The 24,372-nt window shown below is 42.6% G+C and carries 15 protein-coding genes; 10 read left to right on the top strand and 5 right to left on the bottom strand.

Annotated elements, in window-relative coordinates; genetic code table 11:
* Window positions 1–217: 217 nt before the first annotated feature.
* Window positions 218–2,926: a hypothetical protein gene (locus H6571_01010; GenBank protein MCB9322297.1), complete on the top strand. Its 2,709-nt coding sequence runs from the start codon at window positions 218–220 to the stop codon at window positions 2,924–2,926.
* A gap of 16 nt (window positions 2,927–2,942) precedes the next feature.
* On the opposite strand, the gene H6571_01005 is transcribed toward H6571_01010, so the two are convergent.
* On the bottom strand, window positions 2,943–4,517 hold the full coding sequence (locus H6571_01005; GenBank protein ID MCB9322296.1) for a YdiU family protein: 1,575 nt from the start codon (window positions 4,515–4,517) through the stop codon (window positions 2,943–2,945).
* Window positions 4,518–4,838: 321 nt separating this feature from the next.
* Between H6571_01005 and H6571_01000 the strand changes: the two genes are divergently transcribed.
* Complete coding sequence (locus H6571_01000; GenBank protein MCB9322295.1) at window positions 4,839–6,443, top strand: beta-N-acetylhexosaminidase; 1,605 nt, start codon at window positions 4,839–4,841, stop codon at window positions 6,441–6,443.
* 48 nt (window positions 6,444–6,491) lie between these two features.
* Window positions 6,492–7,934, top strand: coding sequence for an alpha-L-fucosidase (locus H6571_00995; GenBank protein MCB9322294.1), 1,443 nt, complete (start codon window positions 6,492–6,494; stop codon window positions 7,932–7,934).
* A 114-nt stretch (window positions 7,935–8,048) separates the two neighbouring features.
* Here H6571_00995 and H6571_00990 read toward each other — a convergent pair whose 3' ends face one another.
* The 4 genes from H6571_00990 to H6571_00975 all read right to left on the bottom strand — a co-directional run bounded on the left by H6571_00990 (window position 8,049) and on the right by H6571_00975 (window position 14,755).
* Window positions 8,049–10,454, bottom strand: coding sequence for an ABC transporter permease (locus tag H6571_00990; protein MCB9322293.1), 2,406 nt, complete (start codon window positions 10,452–10,454; stop codon window positions 8,049–8,051).
* Between the two features lie 50 nt (window positions 10,455–10,504).
* On the bottom strand, window positions 10,505–11,200 hold the full coding sequence (locus tag H6571_00985) for an ABC transporter ATP-binding protein (GenBank protein MCB9322292.1): 696 nt from the start codon (window positions 11,198–11,200) through the stop codon (window positions 10,505–10,507).
* Window positions 11,201–11,271: 71 nt separating this feature from the next.
* Window positions 11,272–12,534, bottom strand: coding sequence for an efflux RND transporter periplasmic adaptor subunit (locus H6571_00980; GenBank protein MCB9322291.1), 1,263 nt, complete (start codon window positions 12,532–12,534; stop codon window positions 11,272–11,274).
* Between the two features lie 544 nt (window positions 12,535–13,078).
* Window positions 13,079–14,755: a sodium/sugar symporter gene (locus tag H6571_00975; protein MCB9322290.1), complete on the bottom strand. Its 1,677-nt coding sequence runs from the start codon at window positions 14,753–14,755 to the stop codon at window positions 13,079–13,081.
* A 798-nt stretch (window positions 14,756–15,553) separates the two neighbouring features.
* On the opposite strand from H6571_00975, the gene H6571_00970 reads away from it, so the two are divergent.
* The 7 genes from H6571_00970 (at window position 15,554) to H6571_00940 (ending at window position 24,368) form a co-directional block, all read left to right on the top strand.
* Window positions 15,554–16,114, top strand: a complete 561-nt coding sequence (locus H6571_00970; protein ID MCB9322289.1) for a UpxY family transcription antiterminator — start codon at window positions 15,554–15,556, stop codon at window positions 16,112–16,114.
* Between the two features lie 265 nt (window positions 16,115–16,379).
* Window positions 16,380–17,399 carry a Gfo/Idh/MocA family oxidoreductase gene (locus tag H6571_00965; protein MCB9322288.1) on the top strand — a complete coding sequence of 340 codons (1,020 nt, stop codon included), beginning with the start codon at window positions 16,380–16,382 and terminating at the stop codon, window positions 17,397–17,399.
* Between the two features lie 10 nt (window positions 17,400–17,409).
* Window positions 17,410–18,198: a polysaccharide biosynthesis/export family protein gene (locus tag H6571_00960; GenBank protein ID MCB9322287.1), complete on the top strand. Its 789-nt coding sequence runs from the start codon at window positions 17,410–17,412 to the stop codon at window positions 18,196–18,198.
* A 47-nt stretch (window positions 18,199–18,245) separates the two neighbouring features.
* Window positions 18,246–20,753, top strand: a complete 2,508-nt coding sequence (locus H6571_00955; GenBank protein MCB9322286.1) for a polysaccharide biosynthesis tyrosine autokinase — start codon at window positions 18,246–18,248, stop codon at window positions 20,751–20,753.
* Window positions 20,754–20,784: 31 nt separating this feature from the next.
* Window positions 20,785–22,242, top strand: coding sequence for a lipopolysaccharide biosynthesis protein (locus H6571_00950; GenBank protein ID MCB9322285.1), 1,458 nt, complete (start codon window positions 20,785–20,787; stop codon window positions 22,240–22,242).
* A gap of 45 nt (window positions 22,243–22,287) precedes the next feature.
* Complete coding sequence (gmd, locus tag H6571_00945; protein MCB9322284.1) at window positions 22,288–23,442, top strand: GDP-mannose 4,6-dehydratase; 1,155 nt, start codon at window positions 22,288–22,290, stop codon at window positions 23,440–23,442.
* Window positions 23,442–24,368, top strand: a complete 927-nt coding sequence (locus H6571_00940; GenBank protein ID MCB9322283.1) for an NAD-dependent epimerase/dehydratase family protein — start codon at window positions 23,442–23,444, stop codon at window positions 24,366–24,368. The genes gmd and H6571_00940 overlap by 1 nt, the downstream gene beginning before the upstream one ends.
* Window positions 24,369–24,372: the final 4 nt, after the last annotated feature.

The following is a 24,372-nucleotide window of genomic DNA, read 5'->3' as shown; positions in this document are numbered from 1 at the left end:
TTAAACCTAAACAATTGATAATTAAGTATATTTGTTTTTCACAAACTTACTCATGCATTATTTAAAACACATCACAAAGTACATTTTTTGCTTGATTTTTCTTTTTTTGACAAGTCAACCGGCCCAAGCCTTTTTGGGAAAATACCCCATTCAAAATTTCACCCCAGCGGATTATAAAGCCGGAATTCAAAATATTGATTTTGCTCAAAACAGAGATATGACTCTTTTTGTAGCCAACAATTTAGGCGTGCTCTCCTACAATGGTAACCATTGGGAAGTACATGCTTTCAAAACAGGCAAGAAAGTAAGATCCCTGGCATTTGACGAAAATACCAACCGGTTATACGTTGGCGCACAAGGAGCCTTTGGCTATTTTAATGATGCCTGGAATTATGTATCCCTAACGGAAGAAATTCCGGAATCTTCAAGAGATTTTGATGAAGTATGGGACGTCTTTCTGTTTGATTCAAAAGTTTATTTCTGCACTTTCCAGGGTATTTATGTGTATGATGGCCAATCAATTGCTGTTATAGAACATAAGGATGGGCTGGGCAGGTCGTTTCAAGCCAATGGAAAACTGTTTACTCAAAATCCGAGAGGAAATCTTCTTGAAGTAAGAGATCGTGAGCTTCTTCCTGATTATCCCCAAAACAAAAAAAATCAGATTATCGCTGGTGTAATTCCTCAAGATGAAGGATATTTATTTTTTTACAATTCAGGAAAGATTGAATTTTCCACCTCTTTTGGCGTTACTGCAAAATATGACGACCTGAGCAAAGTTTTGCAGGGGAAGTATGTGAATCATGTGTTACAGCTCTCCGATACCAGGTTAGCTATTTCTACACAAACAGCAGGGTTATTTTTGTATGATTTACAGAAACAGACTATAGAAAACATCACTACACAAGATGGCTTATTAACCAATACTTGCTTACGCGCCTTTCAGGATTATTCCGGAAACTTGTGGGTAGGTATGCAAAACGGGATTGCACTGGTGGACATCAATTCCCCCACGCGGTTTTTGAACCAGGAAATTAATTTGCAAGGAAGCGGTTATGAAGCTTTTGAGGTGGAGGAAGGCACTTATTATACTACTTCTAATGGAATTTATTTTTTACCAAAAAATACTACACAAAGCATTTTTTTAGAAGGAACGGAAGGACCTGCTTATGGGATGCAAAAAATCACCGGGAAGCTTTATGCCGGGCATCACACCGGTTTGTTTCTTTTAAGCGATGGCAAAGCAAAACGTATAGCCATTACAGATGGTTTGTGGCAGGTAAAACAATTGCGGTCAAACCCTGAATTTGCCATTGGCGGCACTTACTCTGGATTGTTCCTTTTCAGGATAAATGAAAACATGGAATTGGAAGCTATTCAGAAAATCAGCGGTTTCAACGAATCAAGCCGCTTTTTTGAAGAAGACCATCTGGGAAGATTTTGGGTGGGGCAGTTTTACAAAGGCTTGTATCAATTGAAGTTGACCGAAAAATTAACGGAAGCTACAGTAAACAAGGTGTCAGATGCCTATGACTCTCCTATTGATGAACAAATTATATTGAGCCATATCGACAATGAGCTATACCTGGCTACCAAAGCAGGCGTGTATCTGCTTGATAAAACAACCGATCGGATTATCAAGTCCGCGTTTATTGCTGACGTTATCGGAGACCAACAAGTTTTTTTGCTGGTGCAGGACAAGCAAAAAAATATTCATGTGTTTACTGAAAATCTTATGGGGTTATTTAAACAAATCAGTCCCAGCAACTATATATTTGTGCCTTCCTCCTTGTTTCAATTTCGTTATTCTTTTAACAATGACCTCCTGAATGTTTCGGTGAATACGGATGATGGAGTATTGTTCAATGCCAAGGAAGGATTTATTCATTACAGGCCTGAATCAGAAGATCGGATAGCAGTGGAAAAACCACTTGTCGTAAGCAAGGTACTTAGTGTGGCGGAAGATAGTATTTTGTATGCCCAAAAACCTTTTGAAAAAAAGCCGGAGAACCTGGAACAATTGACCGTTTCACACAGAGCAAAGGTTTTGCAATTTGAGGTGGAATCATTTCAGTTCAATACGGTCAATAATCAGCAATTCCGATATATTTTAAAAGGCTTTGATGAAGATTATGGAGAATGGACTAATGCTACCATTAAAGAGTACACCAATCTTAAAGAAGGTCAATATGAGTTCATGGTGCAAACCCGAAACTACCTGGGCGAAATAATAACCAGCCAGCCCATGTATCTGACTGTAAAACCGCCTTTTTACAGAAGTTTATTAGCTAAACTTATTTATTTAATTCTTGGGATTTCAGTCCTTTCCCTTGTCTATCTGCACCAAAATCGCCGCTATAAAAGGAAAGCCACAAAAATTGAAGAAGCAAAGCAACATGAGCTCGAAGAAAAACAGAAAAAACTCATCGAAGTAGAGCAACAAAAAGAACAAGAACTGCTGCAACTCGAAGACGATAAAATGAAAAGCGAATTGCGGCATCTTAACAACCTATTGGCAGCTTCAACCATGAATCTGGTGGTAAAAAATGAGTTTATTGAAGCTATTAAAGAAAAACTGAAGGTGGTAAACCGAAAAGGGAAAAATAAAGACACACAGCAATCCCTGCTGCAAATAGTTAAAGAAATAGATACCACACTGCGGCTACAGGAAGATTGGGAACAGTTTGAATACCATTTTGATCAGGTTCATGGAGATTTCCTGATCCGATTGAGGGATGAATTCGTGGAACTTACGCCCAATGAACAAAAACTCTGCGCGCTTTTGCGACTCAATTTAAATACCAAGGAAATTGCCAACCTAATGGGCATCTCCCTGCGTGGGGTAGAAATTGCCCGCTACCGATTACGCAAAAAATTAGCCCTGAATCAAGGCCAGAACTTGTCCAAGTTTATTTTAGAATATTAATTTTTCACCCTGTATTTTAAGAACTGCAAGACAACATCGAACACCCCACTTTTTCCCTGGCCCATTCCGGGCGTTTGGTAAACCATTTTTGATTTTCAGACTGTTCGCTGTAAGGGTTTTTTAGCAATTCGTAGAGTTCGTCGATTAAGGAAAAATCTCCCTCATCTGCTTTGTCTATGGCCAGTTGAGCCATATAATTTCGCAACACATATTTGGGGTTCACCTCATTCATTTTTATTTCACGTGCTTCATCGGAGTCAACTTCAAGCCCCAATCTTGCTACATATTTTTCAAACCATTCTCCCCACGATTTTTCCACCTCATCCTTCAATTCCTCCGGCGTGTAAAAAGCATCTTTAACAAGCGTTAAAAAATCAGAAGGATGACCAACCTCCTGTCCTTTTTTCACTTTGGAAAGAAGCCTGAAAAAAATAGTCATATCCGTTTCGGTGGCCTGCAGTTGCTTTTCCAATGCTGCTATCAATTCATGATCTCCTTCTTTTTCACTTTGCAAGCCCAGTTTACTGCGCATCATCGCCGGGTACTTCACTGCGAAATCAGATTTAAATTGCTCCAGTATTTCCTCAAAAGGCTCAGCCTCTTCCACCAACGGATAAAGTGCATTACCCAATTGAACCAGGTTCCAAAAGGCGATCCCCGGCTGATTGCCAAAACGGTAACGGCGCTGATCTTTGTCGGTGGTGTTTGGAGTCCAGTTGGGATCATAACCTTCCAGCCACCCATACGGACCATAATCAATGGTCAAACCCAATATAGAAAAATTGTCTGTGTTCATGACCCCATGAACGAATCCTATGCGTTGCCATTCAATAACCATATCCAAAGTCCGTTGGGCAACCTCCCGGAAAAATTGGATATACCCGTTTTTCGTTCCCGCTTCAATCTTTGGAAAAAAATGACGGATAGTATAATCTGCCAATTGCCGCAGGGTGGCCAAATCCTTCCGCGCTGAAAATATTTGAAAATTGCCAAACCTGATAAACGAAGGCGCTACCCGACAAACCACAGCCCCTTTTTCGTAAGCAGGATTGCCATCGTACAACATATCCCGCATCACCTGGTCTCCCGTCAATATCAACGACAACGACCGGGTGGTGGGCACGCCCAAATGGAACATGGCCTCACTGCACAAATGTTCGCGGATGGAGGAACGCAAAACGGCCAGCCCATCTGCAGTGCGGGAATAAGGCGTTTCGCCCGCTCCTTTCAATTGCAAAGCCCAACGTTTGTTTTCATGGACGACTTCTGCCAGGTTAATGGCTCTGCCATCGCCCAACTGGCCGGCCCAATTGCCAAACTGATGCCCGCCGTAACACATGGCATAAGGCTCCGTTCCTTCAAGAACTTTGGCCCCGGAAAATACCTGCAAAAAATCCAGGGTTTTTTCCGCTCCCTTGCTCAATCCGATGGCTTCGACCATATCGTCCGCTGCGTGCACCAATACCGGTTGGGAAGGAATTCTAGGTGTTACATAAGAATAACAAGCCTCAAAAACCTGTCGCCTGGAATTGCTTAGGTTAGGATCGGCAGGAAGCTCTTTATTAAAAGTGTCTTTTATATTTAAATTCATCATTTTGTTATCTCTTTCCTTTCAGAACTGTGACAGCAGTAGTTTCACTAAAAGTAAATAATATAACCTTAAAAAAGTTTAGCATTTACCGTAAATTGTTCCCAAATATCCTTTTATTTCACACAGATTCTGCAGGATTCGCTGAATTTTGCTGTTTTTTTGCGACACGCTTTATTCTGCGTCCATCTGCGTAATCTGCGAGAGCAAATCATGCCACTTTTATTCATTATCTCAATGTGAGCGGAATTTTAATTAACAACCGATTTAAAAAATGCATCAAAATATTAAAAAAAATTACAACATTATAACAATCAAATAGTTATGTCAAAAAAACGTACTTTATTACCTCTGCTTTTAATCAATCTATTGCTTTTCGCCATCAGTTCCTGCACCACCAGGGAACCTGTCCCAAAAGATTTATCCAAAGAAAACATAATCCCTAAACCGCTAACGCTTACTGCCACCGGATTATCCTTTGAATTGACTGCAAAAACGGATATCTATTTAGGCAGTGCTGATCAACAACTGCAATGGGTGGGCAACTACCTTGCGGACATGATCAACCCTCCCACAGGGCTTGACATGAAAGTAATCACTTCAGAGGATAAACCTGGTAAAGGGCACATTTATTTGAATCTTTCAAACGGAACCGATTTTGGCGAAGAGGGTTATCAATTAGAGGTTACCCCCGAAGGAATTAGCATTATGGCGAATACAAGCGCAGGCATATTTTACGGCGTACAAACCTTGCGGCAATTATTGCCTCCCGCCATTGAAAAAAACATCACTCAACCCGGTCCATGGCTGGTGGCTTCAGGTACGATAAAGGATCAGCCCACTTATGGTTATAGAGGGGCTATGCTGGATGTGGCCCGTCATTTTTTTGCCCCGGATGAGGTCAAACAATTTATCGATTACCTGGCTATGTTTAAAATGAACAGGCTGCATCTCCACCTTTCAGATGACCAGGGATGGCGCATTGAAATAAAGTCATGGCCAAACCTCACCGCCCATGGAGGAAGCACCGAAGTTGGTGGCGGAGAAGGTGGGTTTTACACTCAGGATCAATATGCAGCCCTCGTAAAATACGCTCAGGATCGTTTTATAGAAATCGTTCCGGAAATAGATATGCCCGGGCATACCAATGCCGCCCTGGCTTCTTATGCTGAATTAAATTGTGACGGTAAGGCTACCGAACTATACACAGGCATAAAAGTGGGCTTCAGCACTTTGTGCACGAATAAGGAAATTACCTATAAATTTATCGAAGATGTTTTCACGGAACTGGCGGCCTTAACCCCGGGAGCATACATCCACATCGGCGGAGACGAATCCCATGTGACTCCTTTAAAAGATTATATTCCGTTCATCAACAGAGCGCAGGAAATCGTTGAAAAACAGGGTAAAAAGGTAATGGGATGGGATGAAATTGCCCACGCAAAATTATTGCCCAATACCGTGGTACAATGGTGGGCAGAAGTCGAGAATGCTCAAAACGGAGTAAAACAAGGAGCGAAAGTCCTCGTTTCCCCTGCCCATAAAGCTTACCTGGATATGCAATACGATTCCACGACACAACTCGGTTTACATTGGGCCGGCTATATAGAAGTGGATAGTGCCTATATTTGGGATTTGGCAACCATTGCCGAAGGGATCGGAAAAGATAATATCATCGGTATCGAAGCCCCTTTATGGAGTGAAACGGTCACGAATATGGCTGAGGTTGAATATATGATCTTTCCAAGATTACCCGGTTATGCAGAGATCGGCTGGTCGCCAACAGACATTCGGGGCTGGGAAGAGTATAAAGTACGCCTTGGAAAACAAAAAACACGTTTCGATATAATGGGAATCAATTACTACCCCTCAAAATTGGTGCCCTGGCAAGAGGAGAAAAAAGAGGAAGAAGAGGCTTTGAAAAATTAAGTATACTAAAATTGTATTATTGTTTTTGATTGAATAAGCTTTGCTTTTATGAACAAAATTCTACTATCTCTATCTTATCTCTTTCTCCTTTTCAGTTGCAGCACTCCCCCGCCGCCGCCTGTACTGCCCGTCCCATCAGATCGCCAGTTGGCGTGGCAGCATTTGGAATTTTATGCTTTTATTCATTTTAATATGAATACTTTCACCAACATGGAATGGGGGACCGGAGGCGAGGATCCACTGTTATTCAATCCAACGAAACTTGATTGCATGCAATGGGCCAAAGTATGCAAATCAGCAGGTTTGAAAGGCATTATCCTCACCGCCAAACACCATGACGGATTTTGCCTATGGCCTTCTGAATACACCGAACATTCTGTTAAAAATTCGCCCTGGAAAAATGGCCAGGGAGATGTTTTGAAGGAACTTTCCGAGGCTTGCAAGGCCTATGACCTTAAATTCGGGGTTTATCTCTCCCCCTGGGACAGGAATCATGCCGATTACGGGAAACCCGAATATATCACCTACTTTAGGAACCAGTTGACTGAATTGCTGACCAACTACGGCGAAGTATTTGAAGTGTGGTTTGACGGTGCCAATGGAGGAACCGGTTATTACGGCGGCGCCAATGAAGAACGCAGGGTCGATAAACTGACCTATTACGACTGGCCGGCCACTTATGAACTCGTCCGGCAATTCCAGCCCAATGCAGTGATTTTCAGCGATGCCGGGCCTGACGTCCGCTGGGTGGGAAATGAGCAGGGCCATGCCTACCCTACCACCTGGTCCAACCTGATGCGTGACAGCATTTACGGCGGAATGCCTGAATACAGTTCCCGATATTCCCCAGGACAGGAAAACGGGACCCATTGGGTGCCTGCGGAAGTCGATGTTTCCATCCGTCCGGGATGGTATTATCATCCGGAGCAGGATTCCCTGGTTAAATCATTGCCCGAACTGCTCGACATTTATTATAATTCCGTCGGGCAAAACGGTTCCCTTTTACTCAATTTTCCCGTTGACACAAGAGGCCTGATCCATGAAAATGATGTGGAACAATTGAATAAACTTGCGGCCAGACTACAAAAAGATTTTGCCGTAGATTTGGCAAAAGGACAAAAAGTTGAGGCAAGCAACGTTCGTGGAACAGCCTACAAAGGAAACAATACGGTTGATGGAAACGATAATACCTATTGGGCGACCGAAGATGAAGTCATTCAAGCCAATTTAACCCTCCTTTTTGACAAAGAGACGACCTTCAACCGATTCCTGATCCAGGAATATATCCCATTAGGTCAACGGGTAAAGGCCTTTTCTTTAGAAGCCAAAACAACTGATGGCTGGGTGGAAATTGCTAAAGAAACGACTATTGGTTACAAACGTATGCTACGCTTGCCGGATATTACGGCAACCGCTATTCGTTTGAATATTGAAGATTCAAAGGCTTGTCCGGTTATTTCGGGGATTAGGGTTTATTATTCGGGGGAGTAAATATTTTGACAAAACAACAAGGATAATCATAAAGAAATGATCAATAAAAAACCGCCCCCATATTATTCTGAGAAGCGGTTTTTTTATCTCAATCTTGCATAGAAGTCATTTCCTTCACTCATATTTTAAAGCATCCACCGGATCAGCATTAGCCGCCTGATAGGCTTGCGAACTTACTGTAAGTACTGCTATCACCACCGCCACCACTGTAGCGAGGATAAACGGTAATATCGGGATATCAATCTGGTAAGAAAAATTAGTTAACCAATCCTTTGCGATGAGGTATGAAACAGGCCAGGCAAAAATATTGGCAATGAGTACCAGTTTGATGAAATCTTTGGTCAGCATATTCATGATTTGCCAGACAGAAGCGCCCAACACTTTTCGAATGCCTATTTCCTTTGTGCGTTGTTCGGCCGTATAAGAAGCCAGGCCGTAAAGCCCCATGGCTGAAATGATTATCGCCAAAATGGTCAGGAACAAAAACATGCGCCCGAAATTTTCCTGCTGCCTGAGCAATGCGCCAAATTTGTCATCCAAAAACTGATAGCGAAACGGGTGACTGGGCTCCAGTTTGTTCCATTCGGCTTCAATATAGTCAATGGTGGCATTTTTGTTGTCGGGCGCTATTTTAAAGGAGGCAAACCAAACATTGTTGCTTACCGTCATGATCATCGGGCGAATGGGCTGGTCGAATCCTTCGATATGAAAGTCCTTCACGATGCCTATAACATTGCCAAACCTCAAATCCCCGTTTTGATTAATGTATTCACCCATCCTTCTGCCAAGGGGATTTTCAATGTTCAAATTCTCAACAGCCGTTTCATTAAGTATAAAATAAGGTACTGAATCGGCCTCCATTTCCCGATCAAACAGCCGACCTTCCGACAACTCTATTCCGAGGGTATTGAACAAATCATAATCTACCTCAAGGTTCCATAAAGGCAGCTGTTCTTCGCTTCCTTCCAGGGCGTACATGTTTTGATTCGGCGTATCCCCCGGGTAGTAAGAAGCCCTGGAAACATGGAGAACATTGGGATTTTTTAGAAATATATCATTGTAATTCCTGAAATTCTGTGCCATCTGGTCTGTCTGAATAGGCACGATCAAAACATTTTCCCCTTCAAATCCCACATTTTTATGTTGCAGATAGGAAATTTGCTTATAGATGATCATGACGCCGATGATCAAAATAATGGAGGCTACAAATTGAACGACCACCAGGGTCTTTCTTAAGTTTGCCCCGCCTTTTGTTTTAGTATAATCCCCCTTCAATACGGCAGAGGGCAAAAAAGAAGAAAGGAACAAGGCCGGGTAACTTCCGGCAAACAATCCATAAAACAGGGTTACCAAAAAGGAAAAAAGGACCGTTTGCCCAAAATGATCATTCACCAGGATAAGGTCGGTTTCCATGACATTATTAAACCCCGGAAGGAATAATCTGACCAATCCAAAAGCAATGAGTAAGGCTATAAATCCCTGGATGACCGACTCGGTTAAAAATTGTACGATCAGCATCTGCCGGGAAGCCCCTACTACCTTTCTGACACCAACCTCTTTGGCTCTTTTTCCGGATCGTGCCGTGGAAAGGTTCATGAAATTGATCCCAGCGATAAGGATGACGAGCAAAGCAATGCCAATAAAAACATACACATAGGTAACGGATCCGTTTTGCTGTATCTCCCAGTCCTTATGAGAATACAAATGAATATCCGTCAACGGCTGCAACTGGTATTCAAAGGTATTGTCCTGTTTGAAAAATTCCTCCACCGTGATCTTTAGGAAGCGTTCGACATCCGGCTCAATTTTTTTCATGAAATTGGCTTTCATTTCCTCCTGAAACTGCCCAAAATCAGCCCCCTCTTTTAATTTCACGTAAGTATAAAAATTGTTGCTGATCCAAATATTCTGGAAATCATTTTGAGCCAGAAACATGTCAAATTGAAAATGAGCATGCCCTTCAGGCGCTTTCACAATCCCCCTTACAATACAATCGCGACGGTTGTCATAATTTACAATTTCCCCCATCGCATTTTTGTCTCCGAACAACTTCCGTGCGGTTTCCTCCGTCAACACAACGGCATTTTCTTCCTTCAATGCCGTTTCCGGATTCCCATGAACAAATTCATAATCAAAAACTTTAAAAAAGGCACTATCCGCCTGGGCCATGTGCTGGATGTACACTTTTTTTTGCTCGTAACGCATCAGGATTTCCTGTCTTCCCGACTGCACCCTGGTGGCTGTTTCAACGTTGGCAAATTCGCTTCGGAGGGCTGCAGCCATAGGGTTTGGAGATACCGGAGCATCCATTTTCTGCCCCATCATATTGGCCTTAATCCCTGTCCTGTAAATACGATCCGCATCACTCCAGTGTTTATCATAGCTCATTTCGTCCTTGACAAACATGAATACAAGAATGGTGACCGTTAAACCCAATGCAAGACCCAATATGTTGATCAAAGCATAGATTCTGTTCTTATTGAGGCTTCGGAAAGCCACTTTTAGATAATTTTTAAACATTTCAATGATTTTAGGTTAGGAAAAGAATGAAAGTACCCTCTGTTCAAAACCTAGGCAGGAAGAGCAGAAACAATGTTCTGGCTCCCAGGTACAATGCGACCGTCCAATAAATTGATGGTCCTCGTTGAAAAACCAGCATCATGTGCCGAGTGAGTCACCATGATTATAGTAGTCCCTTCCTGGTTTAATTCGACCAACAAATCCATCACTTCATTACCATTTTTGCTATCGAGGTTACCCGTGGGCTCATCTGCCAAAATCAAAGGAGGTTTGGTGATCAGGGCTCTTGCCACGGCCACCCGCTGCTGTTGCCCTCCGGACAATTGTTGGGGAAAATGCGAGGCCCTGCTGGAAATCCCGATCTTTTCAATCAATTCATTTACCCTTTGTTTACGTTCGGCAGCTCCAATTTTATTGTAAATTAACGGCAGTTCAATATTTTCAAAAACGGTCAGTTCATCGATCAGGTTAAAGTTTTGAAAAACAAAACCTATGTTTTTCTTGCGGAGGTCAGATCGTTCTTTTTCACTGAATCCAGCCACTTCTGTGCCCAAAAATTCATAACTCCCCCTGTCGGGTTTGTCCAATAACCCCAACACATTCAATAAAGTCGATTTTCCGCAGCCTGAAGGGCCCATAACGGAAACGAACTCACCCTTTTTTATCTCGAAGGTTACTTCGTTCAATGCCGTGGATTCTATTTCATCCGTCCGGTATACCTTGGTTAGTTTATCCAGTTTTATCATAAGTCGAGTTTTAGGTTTCTGCGACGGCCCGGGATACAAATCGCCCCCTGGAATCTCAAACAGAAACAGGTTTAATTATTAATCACAATGGTTTCAAAATTTTTGTACTCATCATAGGAAGAGGTAATGAACCGCTCCCCAACCTCAAGGCCTTCCAAAACCTCATAATAGCTTGGGTTCTGGCTGCCGAGTTTGATATACCGCTTGTGAGCCTCTCCCTCATCATCAAGCACGTATACATATTGGCCTCCCGAAGACTGGAAATAATTGCCACGAGGGATCATTATGGATTCCCGGGTATCCGATAGTTCCAGCCTGAGTTGCAAGGATTGACCAATAGAAATGTTTTTGGGGATCTGACCTTCAAATTCCAATTCTATCTGGAAACGCCTGTTCACCACTTCCGGCAACACTTTTGCCACCTTCAGGTTGACCAGTTGTCCATCAAATGAAAACCGGGCACGTTGCCCTGTTTGTACTTTATTTAAATAGTATTCATCGACCTGCCCGTTTATTTTAAAACCGGATTGAACATCAATTTTTGCAACAGTTTGGTTGGGCAGGAAGGACTCGCCAAGATCGGGATCAAAAGAAGACAACATACCGCTGACCGGAGCTTTGACCAGCATCTTTTCCATATTCTCATGGATCAGTTCAAGGTATTGTTCCATCATGGCCACAGAGTTATTGATCTGTTTTATTTGAATTCTATTCTCTTCCTCGCTTTTCTTAACATTAATTTCCATAAAGTCCCGCTTTTTAAGCCGGTAATCGTAAGCATCCCTGATTTTGATGAAGTCATTCTCGGCAATGACATGCTGAACAAACAAAGCCGAATCCGTTTTGAAAGAGCGAAGGGCCTGCAGGAAATTATTTTCGCTGTCGATCAGTGACTCGGCAAGATTTCTTTGATCTTTTTCAAGCGACAGTTTTAAGTTCCTGAGGTTATTGATCTGTTCCACAATAGCAGTTTCCTGGTTCATATACCCGAGGGTAACCGAAGGGTTACTCAATCGCAAAAGCGGTGTACCTTTCGTTACCCTGACACCGTCTTCGATAAAGATATCTTCCACAGCGCCTCCTTCCAGGGTATTGACCAAAACAAGTTTTATGGGTTCCACATCTCCATCGATAAGGATCATATCCTGAAAATCTCCTTTTTCGACTTTCTTTACTGAAATTTTGGATGGATCCAGTTTGTAAACTTTTTTATTGAGGTTTTTAAAAACAAAAAAGACTAGTAAGAATAATAAGGCTATTCCGGCCAGGTATAAAATTCTTTGGGTACTCCATTTCTTTTTTTCGATCCTTCGATCCATGCCAGGTGATTCCATTTCGTAATGTATTGATGATTAAAACTTCTGTTGTTTTTTATGGAGGGGATATTCTAAATTTCGGTATCCTGAATAAAATTGGCATCTGAGGAAATTTACTTTGGTTCGTAAAATTCTTCCGTCTCCGGGACAGATCCCAACCAATTAGATAAAAAACTCCGGATTTTCGATCAACCACCGGAACAAGCCCAAAAAGTTCATGTTATTAGGTTGATTTTCAAGTTCTTAAATGTCGATTATGTAAGACATACCAGTACCAAAGGGAAAGTTTCAAGGATTACAGCCTCAAAAAGCCATTTTTTAAACTCCTAATCCCAGCAACAGGACGATAAAAAAAAGCTTTTTGTTACAGATGCCGGATAATGATGAAAGGTCCAAAACACTCCTTTTATTGAAAAGATGCCCAATCCCTACAAAGCCCCCTATCATTTACAAAAAATATTAATCGGTGAAATTTAAAAGCGTTAAAAAAAAAGCCGCCTTTCCCGGGATTGGGAAAGACGGCATCCTGATTCATTTAAGAATCCATGGTATTAGATTTTTCCTACCAAAACATCGCATACAATGCCACCAAAATCAAACTGATGACAATGGCGCTTACATTGAAGGCAGGACTGGTGGCAAACAAACTCTTTGACAGTTCGATTCCTTTTTCGTGATCTGCTCCTTTCTTTTCAATATAACTGATCACCACCATGATGATCATAGTAAGAATCCAGGTCCAGAACATCTGGTTCATGAAAGGTAATTCAAAGAAAAAGGCACTGTCAGACCATTCATTCGGAGCCACCTTGAAATAAAGCGCGATGGGGATGGAAAGAATGACCCCCCAAATGGCAGCATTGTTGGTCGTCTTTTTCCAGAACAGCCCCAGCATAAATACGGCCAGGATACCCGGGCTTACGATCCCTGTATATTCCTGGATGTATTGGAATACCTGACCGAGGTTTTTCAACTGTGGTGCCAAAATAACAGCGATGATCAAAGCAACGGTTGCAGTGATACGTCCTACTTTTACCAGGTTTTTCTCACCTGTACCTTTTGAAAAATAAGGCTTATAAATATCCATGGTAAAAATGGTTGCTGTTGAATTCAGCATGGAGGCCAGGGAGGAAACGATGGCCGCCGCAAGAGCTGCCAGTACCAAACCTTTCAACCCGGTAGGAATAAATGATTTAATCAACCAGGGCGCGGCATTGTCATTGATGAAATTGCCTCCTTTTCCAATAAAGGAAGGATCAACAGAATCTGCCGTTACCACCCCATCAGGTCCGGCATTCAACACATAAGCCACGATTCCCGGAATAACGACGATCAATGGAATGATCAATTTCAAAAAGGCAGCAAAAGCGATCCCTTTTTGAGATTCTTTCAAACTCTTGGCCGCAAAGGTACGCTGGATGATGTACTGGTTAAAGCCCCAGTAATATAAATTGGCCACCCACATACCACCAAGCAATACCGCCAAGCCGGGAAGATCCCACCAGGCATCTTTTCCGTTGGGGGTAATGATTTCTCCTTTCTGAAGGATCATGGAGAATTTTTCGGGTACCGCTTCATAGATCACTTTAAACCCGGTAAAAATATTCCCGTCCGGGGCTACGTGGGAAAGGGCTATAAAGGAAGTAATCAATCCACCGATGATAAGCAGGACGACCTGAACCACATCCGTCCACGCCACTGCAGAAAGGCCTCCCCACAGGGAATAGGCCGCTGCAAATACCGCCAGTCCGATGATGGCCGTCATAAATAATGAGCCGCTGCCGTCACCAATGATCGTATCCAGTGCCGTAGCCCCCAAATAGAGGACCGAGGTTAAATTGACGAAAATGAACAGGGCGATCCAGAAAACGGCAAGAATGGTTTTTAGATTGGTGCCATACCGTTGTTCAACAAATTCAGGGATAGTGTACAGCCCCTTTTTGATGAAAATAGGCAGGAAAAACTTACCCACTATGATCAGGGTAATTGCCGCCATCCACTCATAAGAAGCAATAGCGAGTCCAATGGCAAAACCTGATCCCGACATGCCAATGAATTGTTCAGCGGAAATGTTGGCCGCGATCAACGATGCACCAATAGCCCACCAGGGCAAGGATTTACTGGCAAGAAAATAGTCCTCCGCTGATTTCCCTCCTTTTCGGGAAACCCATAACCCTAAGGCTACGATAAACAATGCGTACCCGACAAAAACGACGTAATCTAAAGTACTAAAATACATAATTTTGTGGTTTAGAGCCAGTTGTGGCGTTTTGTTTTGAAATCAATTTTTCAAGAAATTAAAGTCCGTCTAATCAGCATTGCAAACCTGTTTTAGATTTTTTCCAAGCTGGTTTATGAAAAAAAAAAAGAAGGTCAAGGGACAATGAATACTGATTATTATTGGTGAAAGCGATTTTTATCTGGTCTTCTAAAAAGGGCGAGCATAAATTTAGAAAATTCTTTGGCAAAACCACTATGTAGCTGATTCGTTTTTCTATCAAAAGAAGGGTGTCGTAGAATTGTAGAAGCTAACCCGAAATATTCAACCCTTTGGGAATATTGATTTTGAGGCCAATTTGTGAAGGGAATTTCCCATAAACAGGTGGAATCACACCAAATAGTTAAATGGTTTTTAAATAAAATAAATGCAAAGAAAATTTAATATTAAATTGACTCTTATATAAATAAACTATAAATTTGCCGCAATAGTAATCATTTACCTCCCCCTTCCTTTTGTTGCCACCCAATAGTCATATATTGTTCATCCAATGTTATATTTTTTACCTAAAAGGTGATAATTAGTTTTAATCTCCCCCACCCTCGTTAACTGACTTAATAACCTGAAATTTGGTTAATTGACGTAATTATTTGGAAAAAACCAAAATTGATGAACAAACAAAGCTCCCTCATTTACCGTTTTTTGACCCGTCCGGGTCATTCTCCTCCTGATTTTTGCTCCAGGAGTTAATCCTTGCATCATTCTTTTTTCTTTAAAGGAAGTTTCTACGCCTCAACTTTGGTTTTTTAATCAATAACAATGAAACAAAATAACAAATATGGTTTGGACGAATCCCTGCCTCGTTGGTTTGCTGTTTATTTAAGATACAAGAGGGAAAAAGCGGTTCATGAAAGTTTCTTAAAAAAAGGCATTGAATCATATCTCCCTTTGCAACAGTTCACCAGGCGTTATACGCGGAAAGTCCGTGTGGTGAATCTACCGCTTATCAGTTGTTATATTTTCGTGCGGATCACCAAAAAAAATTATGTTCCTGTCCTTGAAACCCCCGATGTGGTCAATTTCGTAAGGTTTTCCAATGAATTGATCTCCATCCCTGAAGATGAAATAAAACTCATTCAGCGGATTCTTGGAGAAGGAATTGAGGTTGAGGCGGAGTCAAATGCGTACCATGAAGGAGATCTGGTCGAAATTATTGGTGGAAACCTTACAGGTATCAGAGGCATTTTACTCCATCCGGATAACAAAAAAAATTTCCAGGTTGAATTAACACATACAGGATATTCCCTGCGGATGCAAGTAGATCGAAAATTATTGAGAAAACTAAGACCCAATGACAAACCGGCTAAAATTTATCAATAGCACTGTGATGTATTTATACATCAATGAATGATCAACTGTATAATGATCAACTGTGAACAAAAAAAATCATCACCTTAAAATGGAATAAGTCTCCCGCGACTTATCAAAGGCGAAGCCGTAATGCCATGGTTTCCCCACTTTAAAGCGTTTGCTTTTTAGCCTTCTCCCCCACCTTCATCTACTTTCCTTCCAGAAACAAATTTGCATTTCCTCTAGTGAACTGGAGGTCTTGACTCCCTTTTTTTATCCTAAAAAATGAACAATCATGAAGAACTTTGCCCTCATTGGAGCTGCCGGTTATATCGCTCCGCGTCACCTGCAGGCCATATTGGAAACCAGTAATAACCTCATCGTCGCCCTGGACAAAAACGACTCCGTGGGAATTATGGACCGGTATTTTCCTCAAGCGGCATTTTTTACGGAGTTTGAACGTTTTGACCGACACGTTTGCAAACTCATCCGCAGAGGGGATCCGATAGATTATGTCAGTGTTTGTACCCCAAATTATCTACATGATGCACACATACGTTTTGGCCTCCGGGTGGGTGCGCATGTAATATGTGAAAAACCATTGATGCTCACCCCACGTAATATTAATGCGTTGCGCTACCTGGAGGAAGAAAGCAGTAAAAACATCTATACTATCCTGCAATTGAGGTTACACCCTTCCCTTTTAAAATTAAAGCGGGAAGTGGAGGCTGCTCCGCCTGATAAAACCTACGATATTGACCTAACCTATATCACCTCCAGAGGCAACTGGTATTATTCAAGCTGGAAAGGAGACCTTGAAAAATCGGGAGGTATCGCCACCAATATCGGCATCCACTTTTTCGATATGCTGACCTGGATCTTTGGGGATGTAAAAAGCAACATCGTCCACATTCATACCCATGACCGGGCCGCCGGGTACCTCGAACTGGAAAAAGCCCGGGTGCGCTGGTTTTTGAGTATTAATTATGCGACCATTCCCAACGAGGTCAAAAATAATGGGATGACCACCTACAGATCCCTTACGCTGGATGATCGAAAGATAGAATTCAGTGATGGCTTTACCGATCTGCATACCCGAAGTTATGAGGCCATCCTGGCAGGAAATGGCTTTGGTCTGGCAGAGGCATCCAAAGCCATTCAAATTGCGTACCACATCCGGAATGCCTTCCCCGTCGGATTGACCGGTGAGTTCCACCCCTTAGCACTTTTGCCTCAAAGCCGGCACCCCTTCAAACCGGAAGCATACCGCCAGGAATCCCCGTTCCAGGAGCAGGATTTACATCATCATAATTAAAACTTAAATCATGAATTGTCGCTGTTTTTTACGCATTTTCATATTACTCTTAACGGGGCTGTGCTTTGGGTGTGGCAGCGTTAAGCATCCTGAAATGATGATGCTCACCGAGATGCAAAATGAGTTGATAAAGATCGATAGTTTACCGGTCTTAAAGATCAAAACAGATGATATTTTAAACATCCAGGTGGCCAGCAGGAATCCTGAAACGGTTAGGGCTTTTTATCAAAGGGGGGAAGCAGCGGTCGGAGCCTCGGGGGAAAGGGCCCTAGGAGCACAGGAAGGTTATCGCGTGGACGAGGAAGGCAATATTTATCTTCCTTTTATTGGCAAAATTAAAGCCGAAGGGGAAACCATCCTGCAGTTGCGCCAAAATATTACCGACAGCCTGGTGCAATTCATCCCTGATGCCTCCATCCAGGTTAGGTTTTTAAACTTTCGGGTTACCCTACTCGGTGAAGTGAACCGCCCCAACACTTATATTATTCCCAACGAACGTCTTACCATACTGGAGGCCATTGGTATGGCAGGAGATTTCACCCCTTATGCTCGAAGGAACTCGGTTCTCGTGATCCGTGAAAGAGCAGGTTCCCGGGAATTTAGCCGCATCAATACACAGGACAAATCCATTTTTGAATCGCCCTATTTTTATCTCAGTCCAAACGACATTTTATATATCGAACCACTCAGAGCCAAACAATACGCCACCCAGGGCGATTTCCTCCAAAGATATTCCGGAATTCTTATCCCGATGGTGAGCTTGCTGACTTTCGTATTAGGTACTACTCTTTCAAAATAAAACTACACCAACCCGACAAAAACCATTTTTCGCAAAATCATTTAGTCATGAAAGACGAGCAATTCAATATCAGGCAACTTTTTGGGGAAGCCTTGAGATATTGGTATGTATTCGCAATTGTATTTCCACTGATAATGGGTTCTTCTTATTATTATTTAAAAAAAACCGAGCCAAAATATAAAGCGGAGGCCCGTATTCTTATTAAAGATGATGAAAAGTCAGGTCAGCTAAGCGAGGAGGGATTGTTCAGCGATCTTGGGCTGGGCAGAAAAATGAAGAACCTCGAAAATGAAATGCTGGTGCTTCGATCTACCCCGTTAATGATCTCGGTGGTTGAAAAATTGAATCTTCAATACCAATACTTCTCAAGGGAAGGGCTGCGTGAGGTAGATTTATACCAAAACACACCCATACAAATCCTGGACTGGAAACCTACTGCCGAAAAAAACAGCCTGACAGGTGTAGTTCGTCCGGATAACACTGGCGGATACAGCATTGAAATAAAAAAACAAAAATATTGGGGTGAATTCGGAAAAATGCTGGTATTGCCAACAGGTACTCTCACCCTGGCGAGAGACCGGAGCCAGGAAATGCATGAAGCGGTTACGATTGTTATTCTTCCTGTCAGAAAGCGGGCGATCAATCTGTTGGGAAACCTTGAAATAGCCATTATTGGAAAAGAATCCAGCACCCTTAGCCTCATGATAAAGGATGCCTCTCCGGAAAGAGCTCATGATATTCTCATGGAACTGATCTCTTCTTACAACAGCAATTCGGTCGATGAGAAAAACCAAATATACAAAAATTCGATCGACCTGATCAACGAACGCATTCAAATGATCGCAGGAGAGCTGTCAGAAGTTGAATCAGATGTAGAAGCCTACAAAAGCCGTTTCAGCATGACTGAATTGAGCTCAGAAGGAAGCATCCTGATGAACGAGATTGCTACCAATTCAAAAGAACTCTCTGAAAAAGATGTGCAACTCGAAATACTGAATTCTATTGAAGACTTCCTGGTCAAAAACAAAGAGGCTTTTGAGTTCGTCCCCACCAATATTAGTATTACCAACCTTACCCTTTCCAATCAATTGACCCGGTTCAACCAATTATTGGCAGAAAGTGGCAGAATGCGCAGTGATCTGGGGCCTTCTCATCCTGACCTAAAAGTCATGGAAAAGCAAATACAGAATCTCCGGCAAACCATCATTGAAAATATCCGAGCCATTAAAGGCGATCTTCAGATTGCAAGCCATGCCAGTTATCAAAGAAAAAATATGCTGGAAAGCCGATTGAGGAGCCTCCCAACAAGAGAGAGAGAATTATTAGAAATTGCACGCCAAAAAAACATTAAAGAAAATCTTTATCTCTATTTACTCCAGAAAAGGGAAGAATCGGCCATTTCCCTGGCCATCACCGTGGCTAATGGTAAAATTATTGAACCGGCGACGATTCCTCAACAGCCCATCAGCCCCAAAAAAGCCCAAATCTGGCTCATTGCCATGTTTCTTGGAGTTGCCCTGCCCACGGGGTTAGCCCTTTTGCTGGACAACCTGAACGACAAAGTTAATTTCAAGGAAGATATTGAAAGGGTAACCAATGTTCCCATGATAAGTATGCTGGCTTTCAGCCGGCAAAAACAGCATTTGATCATAAAGGAAAACAGCCGGTCCGTTTCAGCAGAAATGTTTCGGTTGTTACGAACTAATCTTTCCTATATTACCCCGGGAGAAGCATTGAAGACGCTCATTGTGACTTCGAGCATGTCAGGAGAGGGAAAATCTTTTATCGCCCTCAACCTGGGAATGACCATTGCCCTGACTGGCAAAAAGGTATTGATATTGGAACTTGATCTCAGGAAACCGAAGCAGGATCTTTACCTGGGCATCAAAAATAACAAGCAAGGGCTGGTTAACTTTTTGGTTGACCCATTGCTAAACCCTGCTGAAATTATCAGGAACAGCGGCATACATCCCAACCTGGACATCATTACCAGGGGCCCCAAACCCCCGAATCCCGGTGAATTAATCTTGTCTCCTCATCTGCCTAAACTGATCAACCAACTTAAGCAAAGTTATGATTTTATCGTATTGGACACCCCGCCCGTGGGTCTTGTAGCAGATGCCTTTCAGATGAAGGATCTCGTCCAGGCTACCCTTTATGTAGTCCGGGCAGGCCTAACGCGACAGGGACAATTGCAGATCGTCGAAGATATTTACCAAAAACAAAAACTCCCCAAACCTTTTATTGTGCTCAACGGTGTAAAATTGAGCGGGATGCATAATTATGGTTATAATTATGGATATGGGTACGGATATGGGTATGGATATGGGTATGGGTACGAAAAGGGATACGGGCATTCCCAGGGATACTTTGAAGAAGAGGAGCTTCCGAAAAAATGGTGGAAAGCATTATTTCAAAAAGTAATAACCTCTAAGAAAAGAAGGAACCCCCTGAAGCCCGATCCGGACGAAAAAAAGGAAAGGCAAATAGACATAGCGTCTGGAAAGGCAAAAGAAAAAGAAAAAACTTTTCAACCTCATGACCTTGAGGTGTAGCGGATAAAAAACAACATGGAAATAAAATACCATGGATAAATCCCTAAGCGATCAGTCAATGCATGCCTTCTTTTGGTTATCCATTGACAAACTAGGCGGCAGCACAATGAATTTTATCATTACGATCATCCTGGCCCGGTTGCTGTTACCAGAAGATTTTGGATTGGTGGCCATGGTAATGGTTTTCTTTGAGCTCTGTTCCACCTTTGTGGAAAGCGGTTTTTTCCCGGCACTGGTCAGGGAAAAAAGCATTTCAGAAATGGACAAATCCACTACCTTTATTTTTAATCTTATTTCGGCAATCATCGTTTATATCATCCTCTTTTTAGCTGCTCCGGCCATCGCAAGACTTTTTGACCAGGAGATATTGACTTTGATCGTCAGGCTGATGGGAATTAACCTGATCATTTTTGCCTTTTCCATCATTCAACGCGCCCAGTTAACCCACCAGATCGATTTTAAAACCCAAACGAAGGTGCGCTTGGTGGCGGTTTTGATCTCTGGCGGAGTCGCCATTCTATTGGCGTTGAATGGTTTCGGGGTCTGGAGCCTGGTGGCAAAAATTCTACTCATGGCTCTCATAGATACAACCCTGCTTTGGATAATGAAACCCTGGACGCCTGTCCTGACTTTCCACCAGGAATCCTTCAAACGATTGTTTGGTTTTGGGTATAAGATTTTACTATCGAGCTTGCTGGATAAATTCTACCAGCAAATTTACAAGCTGCTTATTGGGAAATTCTATTCCAGTGCCACCCTTGGTTTTTACACCCAGGCTTCCAATTTTTCAAATATGGTTATCAATACCCTGTTCAGAACCCTGGAAAAAATCACCTACCCGGTTTTATCAAAACTACAGGACAACAGGGAGCGGCTGAAAGCAGGTTACAGAAAGGTCATCAAAATGAGCTCATTTATTGTGATCCCCGCGATGGTCATGCTCGGGGTACTGGCCAAACCACTTATCCTGTCGCTGATCGGTGAAAAATGGCTGCCCGCGGTACCTTTTCTTCATCTGCTGTGTATCTCAGGAATTACCTATCATTTTAGCCAAATAAACCTGAATATGCTACTGGTGTTGGGGCGTTCGGACCTTGGATTAAAACTGGAGATCATCAAAAAAATAACCATCACCCTGGCCATTATCATAGGCATCCAATTCGGCATATACGGTTTGGTGATCGGGGAAGTCATCGCGGCCTATATCAATCTGTTCATCAATGCATACTACTCAAAAATATTTCTGAAATACTCTCTTTACCAACAGGTAAAAGATGTTTCCGCTACATTTTTCTTTAGCATCATTACCGGCCTGCTAATCCTGTGTTTGTTAAATTTTACCCCCATTACCGGAATTTTCTTGGTCATTTTGGCATCCGGTGGCGGGTTAGTGGTCTACTTCGGACTTCACCTGTTTGCCAAAACAGAAGAGATGCAAGTACTTCTCCAGGTTATTCTGCCGAAAACGATCCATTTATTGAGGCATTAACCTGCTTTTAAAACAGTAGAAAATAAAATCAAAAAAAGCTTTCCCATGTCAAAAACAGCCATAATCACCGGCATAACGGGCCAGGACGGAGCTTACTTAGCAGACTTTTTGCTAAAAAAAGGATATGTAGTATGGGGCATGAAAAGAAGGAGTTCTTCCTTTAATACGACACGAATAGACGCCCTGTTTGCCAATGACCGCCAGGAAATCGTTCCCAGGTTCCACTATTTTTACGGAGACCTTTCTGACACCGGCAACATCATTCGCTACATCCAGGATATTCGACCCGATGAAATATACAATCTTGGGGCGATGTCCCATGTTAAGATCAGTTTTGATACCCCTGAATACACAGGCAACGTGGATGCCCTGGGCACCCTTAGAATTCTCGAAGCCATCAGGATCCTCGGGCTAACAGAGAAGATAAGATTTTACCAGGCCTCTACTTCCGAACTATTTGGGCAGGCGCAGGAAATCCCGCAAACTGAAAAGACCCCATTTTATCCGAGAAGCCCTTATGGAGTGGCAAAACTCTATGCCCACTGGATCACCGTAAACTACCGCGAGGCTTACCATATTTTCGCATGCAACGGCATCCTCTTTAACCACGAATCTCCGCTACGGGGAGAGACTTTTGTGACCCGAAAAATCACCCGTGCCGTAGCCAATATTGCCCTGGGATTCCAAAAAGTACTCTCTTTAGGTAACCTGAATTCCAAAAGGGACTGGGGGCACGCCAAAGATTTTGTAGAAGCCATGTACCTGATGCTCCAGCAGGAAGAACCCGATGATTATGTTATTGCAACGGGAAAAACGACTTCAGTACGCGATTTTGTGCAAAAGGCTTTTCACGAAACAGGCATCAATATTCAATTTTTTGGAAAAGGGAAAAATGAACAAGCCTTCATTGAAACCATTGATTTTGAGGTTTTTGAGGAAAAGACAGGCATTCAGCCAAAACATCTGTTCCCGGGTCAGACTGTTGTGATCGTGGATCCATTTTATTTCAGGCCCACTGAAGTAAACCTGCTGATCGGTAACCCCGCCAAAGCACGCACAAAACTGGGATGGAGTGCCAGGTATTCTCTTGAAAATTTAATTTCGGAAATGGTGGAAAATGACCTTGAACTCATCAAACGAAACCACCTGTTAAAAACGGGAGGATTTGTCATTCATAACCAGGTAGAAGATTTCATGTGATGAAAATATTAATTACAGGAGCCACAGGATTTCTGGGCAGACGCGTGGCTAAAAAACTAATGGCCAGAGGAGAAAATCCCGTTTTAACTTCTCTGAGCCTAGGAGTTGATCTTCGGGATTATGAACAAACGATCTCTTTTTTCCGAAATACCCAACCTGATTTGGTACTCAACTGTGCATCATTCGTTGGAGGTATTCAATTTGGATTAAAGTATCCTGCCGATATTTTTGAAAACAATTTATTAATGACCGTAAATCTGCTGCGCGCCACCAGGGAGACGGGAGTAAAAAGGATGGTCAATCCCATTTCCAACTGCGTTTATCCAGGGGAAGCAACCTTTTTTAAGGAGTCCGGAATATGGGACGGCCCGCTTCATGAATCCGTTATGGTTTATGGCTTCGTGCGCAAGGCTTTCTGGGTGGGTTCCTGGGCCAATAACCGCCAATATGGGCTGGATGTAATCAATATCGTTTTGTCCAATATGTACGGACCTGAGGATCATTTTGAAGCCGAACGATCCCATGCACTCGGGGCGCTGATTATGAAATTTGTAGAAGCCAAAAGGATAAATGCCCCCTTCGTAGAGGTATGGGGATCGGGAAAGCCTGTGAGGGAATGGTTGCATGTTGATGACGGTGCTGAAGCTATGATCAGGAGTATAGACCTGCCTGCGACCACGGAATTTATTAATATTGGCGTAGGTTCCGGAATTTCCATCCTTGAAATGAGCCGCCTCATCAAAAAACTAACAGGTTATCAGGGAGACATTAAACTCAATCCGGACAAACCTGACGGAGCCCCGTATAAAACTGTTGACGGATCCAAAGGAGCAAAATTATTGAACTGGCAGCCCTCCATTCCCTTTGAAGCAGGGGTGGCGGAAACCATAAAATGGTATGAAAAAAATCAATTATCACTCATTTAATCAC

The organism is Lewinellaceae bacterium (assembly GCA_020636105.1).
Lineage (GTDB): Bacteria > Bacteroidota > Bacteroidia > Chitinophagales > Saprospiraceae > BCD1.
This window is presented reverse-complemented; position numbering and strand designations above follow the sequence as displayed.